Below are 5,346 nucleotides of genomic sequence, written 5' to 3'. Positions count from 1 at the left end.
CAGCGCCGAAGACCGCAACACCCTCCCCACCAACATCCACGACGCCTACCCCCTCTCCCAGATCCAGACCGGCATGCTCGTCGAAATGCTGGCCAGCAGCGGTCGCCGGAGCTACCACAACATCAACTCCTTCCGGATCCCGGACAGCAAGCCGTTCTCCGCAGACGCCTTGCGGGACGCGATCCGCGTGGTCGTCGGTCGGCACGACATCCTGCGCACCTCCATGCACCTCACCGGCTACGGGCAGCCGCTGCAGCTCGTCCACAGTGCCGTCGAGCTGCCGCTCACCGTGCACGACCTGCGCGGCCTGGACGCCGGGCAGGTGGAGCTCGCCACCGCCGAGTTCGCCGACCAGCAGCGGGCGGACGTCTTTGTCCCGGCCGTCGCGCCGCTGGTGCGGGCCAATGTGCACCTGGAGTCCGACGACGCCTGGCGCCTGACCTTCACGCAGAGCCACGCGATCACCGAGGGCTGGAGCTACAACTCCATGCTCATGGAGATCCTGGAGGCCTACCGTGCGCTCCGGGACGGCGAGGAGCTGCCCGCGTACGAGGCGCCGGCCGCCCGCTACGCCGACTTCATCGCGGCCGAACTCGCCTCGCTGGAAAGCGAGGAGGACCGCGCGTACTGGCTCGGCGTCACCGATCACCACACCCCGCTCACCGTCCCGGGGACCTGGGGCGACCGGGAGAACCCGGCGGAGCGCTACCGCCTGCCGGTCCCGTTCACGGACCTCGCGGACGACCTGCGCGCTCTGGCCGCCCAAGCCGGCGCCTCGCTCAAGACCGTTCTGCTGGCCGCGCACCTCAAGGTGATGAGCGCCCTCACCACCGAGGACGCCTTCCAGACCGGCCTGATCTGCCACGGGCGGCTGGAGGCTCCCGGCGCCGAGAAGGTGCTGGGCATGCACCTCAACACCGTGCCCGTCCCGGCCGTCGCCGGTTCCGCGCCCACCTGGGTGCAGCTGGTGGAGCAGACGTACGCCCGCGAGATCGAGATCTGGGGGCACCGGCGTTACCCGCTGCCCGCGATCCAGCGGGACGCGACGAGCTCACAGCGCCTCGTCTCGATCATGTTCGAGTTCATCGACTTCCACCACGTCGACACCGAGAAGATCGACGCCCGGGCGACCCTGATCGAGGGGACCACCGAGTTCGAGCTGCACGTCTCCGGCACGGCCGAGGCGGTCAACATCATCGGCGCGACCGACACCGTCAGTCACGCGAACGCCGAGCTGCTGGCCGGCATGTACCGGTACGTGCTGGAGGCCATGGCCGCCGACCCCCAGGGCGACGCCACGGGTGGCGCGCTGCCGCCGCAGACCGCAGAGCGGTTGATCCAGGCGTGGAACCCGGCGATCGGGGAGCCGGAGAACGTCTGCGTGCACGAGGCCTTCGAGGCCCGGGCCGCCGAGACTCCCGACGCTGTCGCAGTCGTCTGCGAGGACAGCGAGCTGACGTACCGTCAGGTGAATGAGCGGGCCAACCGGATCGCCCACCACCTGATCTCCCTCGGCGCCCGCCCCGACAGCCTGGTCGGCGTGTGCCTCGAACGCGGCCCCGAACTCGTCCCCGCCCTGCTCGGCGTCCTCAAGGCCGGCGCCGCGTACCTCCCGCTCGACCCGGCCAACCCCGCCGACCGCCTCGGCTACATCCTCGAGGACGCCGCCGCCGAGCTGGTCATCACGCAGTCCGACCTCGACAGCATCCCCGCCGGATTCCCCGGCACGGCCATCCTCATCGACGCGCACGGCGACGTCATCGGCGGCCGGCCCGCGACCAACCCCGGCCTCGGTGTCACGCCCGACCACCTCGTCTACGCCATCTACACCTCCGGCTCCACCGGCCGGCCCAAGGGCGTCATGCTCCCGCACGGGGCGCTCAGCAACCTCGTCGGCTCCTTCGCCCACCTCACCGGCACCTGGCTCGCCACCACCTCCGTCTCCTTCGACATCTCCAACCTCGAGCTGCACCTCCCGCTCACCACGGGCGGGCGCGTCATCCTCGCCATCCGCGAGCAGATCGCCGACCCGGTCGCCCTCGACCACCTGGTCACCACGCACCGGATCAGCCACGTCCAGGCCACCCCCTCCGGCTGGCGCCTGCTCCTCGCGGGCGGGTACCACCACCCGGAGACCACCGCGCTGGTCGGCGGCGAAGAGCTCCCGGCCTCCCTGGCCGCCGAGCTCCGCCCCCACACCGCCCAGCTGCTCAACGTCTACGGGCCCACCGAGGCCACCGTCTGGGCGTCCTCCTGGTCCGTCCCCGCCGACCCGTCGCCGGTCCTGCTCGGCGACCCGCTCGCCAACTACTCGCTCCACGTCCTCGACCGCACCGGCCGCCCCACCCCGCCCGGCGTCCCCGGTGAACTCCACATCGGCGGTGCCGGCCTGGCCCGGGGCTACCTCGGTCGACCGGAGCTCACCGCAGAGCGGTTCATCCCCGACCCGTACGGCACCGCCGGCACCCGCCTCTACCGCACCGGCGACCTCGCCCGCCGGAACCCCGACGGCTCCCTCGAGTACCTGGGCCGGATCGACACCCAGGTGAAGATCCGCGGCTACCGCATCGAACTCGGCGAGATCCAGGCCCAGTTGCGCGGGATCCCAGGCCTTCGGGACGCTGTCGTGATCGCCCGCGAGGACATCCCCGGCGACAAGACGCTGGCTGCCTACCTGGTGGTCGAGGACGGCGTGACCGTCGATCCGATCGCGCTGCACGCCCAGCTGGCCACCACCCTGCCCGACTACATGGTTCCGAGCGCGTTCGTCGTCATCGACCGGATCCCGCTCAGCATCAGCGGCAAGCTGGACACCCGCGCGCTGCCGGCCCCGGACCGTGACGCCTTCAGCGCCGGCGAGCGCGTCGCGCCGAGCACCCCGGCCGAGCAGGCCATGGCCACCGCCTGGGCCGACATCCTCGGACTCGACTACGAGCGGATCAGCGTCACCGACAGTTTCTTCGACCTCGGCGGCGACTCCATCCGCGCCGTCCGCCTGGCCGGCGCACTCAGCGAGCACGGCTACCAGCTCGAGATCCGCGACATCTTCGTCCACCGCACCATCGCCAACCTCGCCGCCAACGCCGTCACCGGCGACGACGTGCGACGCTTCGCGGCCGTCGAGCCGTTCGCGCTGATCGGCGAGGCGGACCGGGCCGCGCTGCCCGAGGACGTGGTGGACGCCTACCCGCTCTCGCAGGTGCAGACCGGCATGCTGGTCGAGATGCTCGCGAGCGGCGAGCGCGGGACGTACGTCAACATCAACTCCTTCCGGGTGCCGGACGGGCGGGAGTTCTCGCTCGACGCACTGGAAGCCGCGCTGCGGATCGTCGTGCAGCGGCACGACATCCTGCGCACCTCCATGCACCTCGACGGCTACGGGCAGCCGCTGCAGCTGGTGCACGCGTCGGTCGAACTGCCGGTGGCGGTGCACGATCTGCGACACCTGGACCCGACTCAGCAGCGCGAGGCCGAGTACGCCTGGGCGCGAGAGGAGCGGGCCGGGCTGCTGGACATGTCGATCGCGCCCACGTTGCGGGTGAACGTGCATCTGGAGTCGGACGCGGCCTGGCGGCTCACGCTGACCCAGAGCCACGCGATCACCGAGGGCTGGAGCCTCAACGCCCTCACCATGGAACTGCTCGACGTCTACCGGGCGATCCGCGACGGCCACGAGCAGCCCGCCTTCGAGGAACTCACCGTCCGGTACGCCGACTTCATCGCCGCCGAGCTGTCATCGCTGGACAGTGCCGAGGACCAGGCGTTCTGGAAGGACATCACCGACCAGCACGCACCCCTCACCCTGCCCGACGCCTGGGGATCCACCTCCGGTCAGGCCGAACCACTGCACGCCCAGGCCGAGTTCGCCGACCTCGCCGACCGGCTGCGCGCCCTGGCCACCACCGCCGGCGCCTCACTCAAAACCGTCCTGCTCGCCGCACACCTCAAGGTGATGAGCGCCCTCACCACCGAAACCGCCTTCCACACCGGCCTCGTCACCCACGGCCGCCTCGAAGCCCCCGGCGCCGAACGCGTGCTCGGCATGCACCTCAACACCCTCCCCATCGCCTTCCGCACCGGCCACTCACGCACCTGGCTCGACCTCGTCCGCGACACCTACACCACCGAAACCGGCATCTGGGGCCACCGCCGCCACCCCCTGCCCGCCATCCAACGCACGGCAGGCGCCGACCGGCTCATCACCGTCCTGTTCGACTACCTCGACTTCCACCACGTCGACACCGACAAAATCGACACCACCGGCACCATCGGCGGCGCCGTCAACGAATTCGCCCTCAACACCATCGCCCAGAACGGCCACATCCACCTCACCGCCACCACCCGCACCCTCACCCCCGAGAACGCGGCACAACTGGCGGCGATGTACCGCACCGTGCTCGAAGCCATGGCCACCGACCCCCACGGCGACGCCACCACCAGCCCCCTCCCCGCCGGCGAACAGGCCCACCTCCTCGCCACCGGCACCGCCACCCAGCAACCCGTCCCCGCCCTGGCCATCGACCAGTTCGAAACCCAGGCCACCACCACCCCCGACGCCACCGCCATCATCTTCGGCGAACAGACGACGACCTACCGCCAGCTCGACGACCGGGCCAACCAGATCGCCCACCAGCTCAAGACACTCGGCGTCACCGGCCCGGTCGGCATCCACCTCGAACGCTCCACCGACCTCATCGCCGCACTCCTGGCCACCTGGAAGTCCGGCGCCCCCTACCTCCCCCTGGACCCCAAGCTCCCCGCAGAGCGCCTCACCCACATCCTCACCGACACCAACGCGAAGATCGTCCTCACCACCACCGAGCTCGCCCCCACCCTGCCCGACACCGGAGCCCACCTCGTCCTGCTGGACCGGATGAGCACCCAACCGGTCACCGCGCCCGCCCGCGCCATCCACCCGCTGGACACCGCCTACATCATCTACACCTCCGGCTCCACCGGAACCCCCAAGGGCGTCATGGCCCACCACCAAGGCCTCGCCAACTACCTCGCCTTCACCACCACCACCTACGCCACCACCCCCGGCGGAGCACCCCTCTTCTCCCCCATCACCTTCGACCTCGGCATCCCCAACATCTTCACCCCCCTCGTCACCGGCCAGCCCGTCCACCTCCTCCCCCACAACCTCGACACCGCCGACCTCGGCGCCACCCTCGCCGCCGGCGCCCCCTACAGCTTCATCAAGCTCACCCCCGCCCACCTCGAACTCCTCACCCACCAACTCACCACCGACCAGGCCGCAAACCTCGCCGGACAGATCATCGCCGCCGGCGACACCTTCACCACCGACCTCGCCAACCGCTGGTACCAACTCACCGGCCACACCGG

Annotated in this window: 1 protein-coding gene; it reads left to right on the top strand. The window is 70.7% G+C overall.

The window, feature by feature from the left end; translation table 11 throughout:
• Positions 1 to 5,346, top strand: a 5,346-nt coding sequence (locus P3T29_RS32290; protein ID WP_280720243.1) for a non-ribosomal peptide synthetase, incomplete at both ends; no start/stop codon positions are given.

Origin of the sequence: Kitasatospora sp. MAP5-34, assembly GCF_029894335.1 — a bacterium.
In the GTDB taxonomy this organism is placed as follows: Bacteria; Actinomycetota; Actinomycetes; order Streptomycetales; family Streptomycetaceae; genus Kitasatospora.
This window is presented reverse-complemented; position numbering and strand designations above follow the sequence as displayed.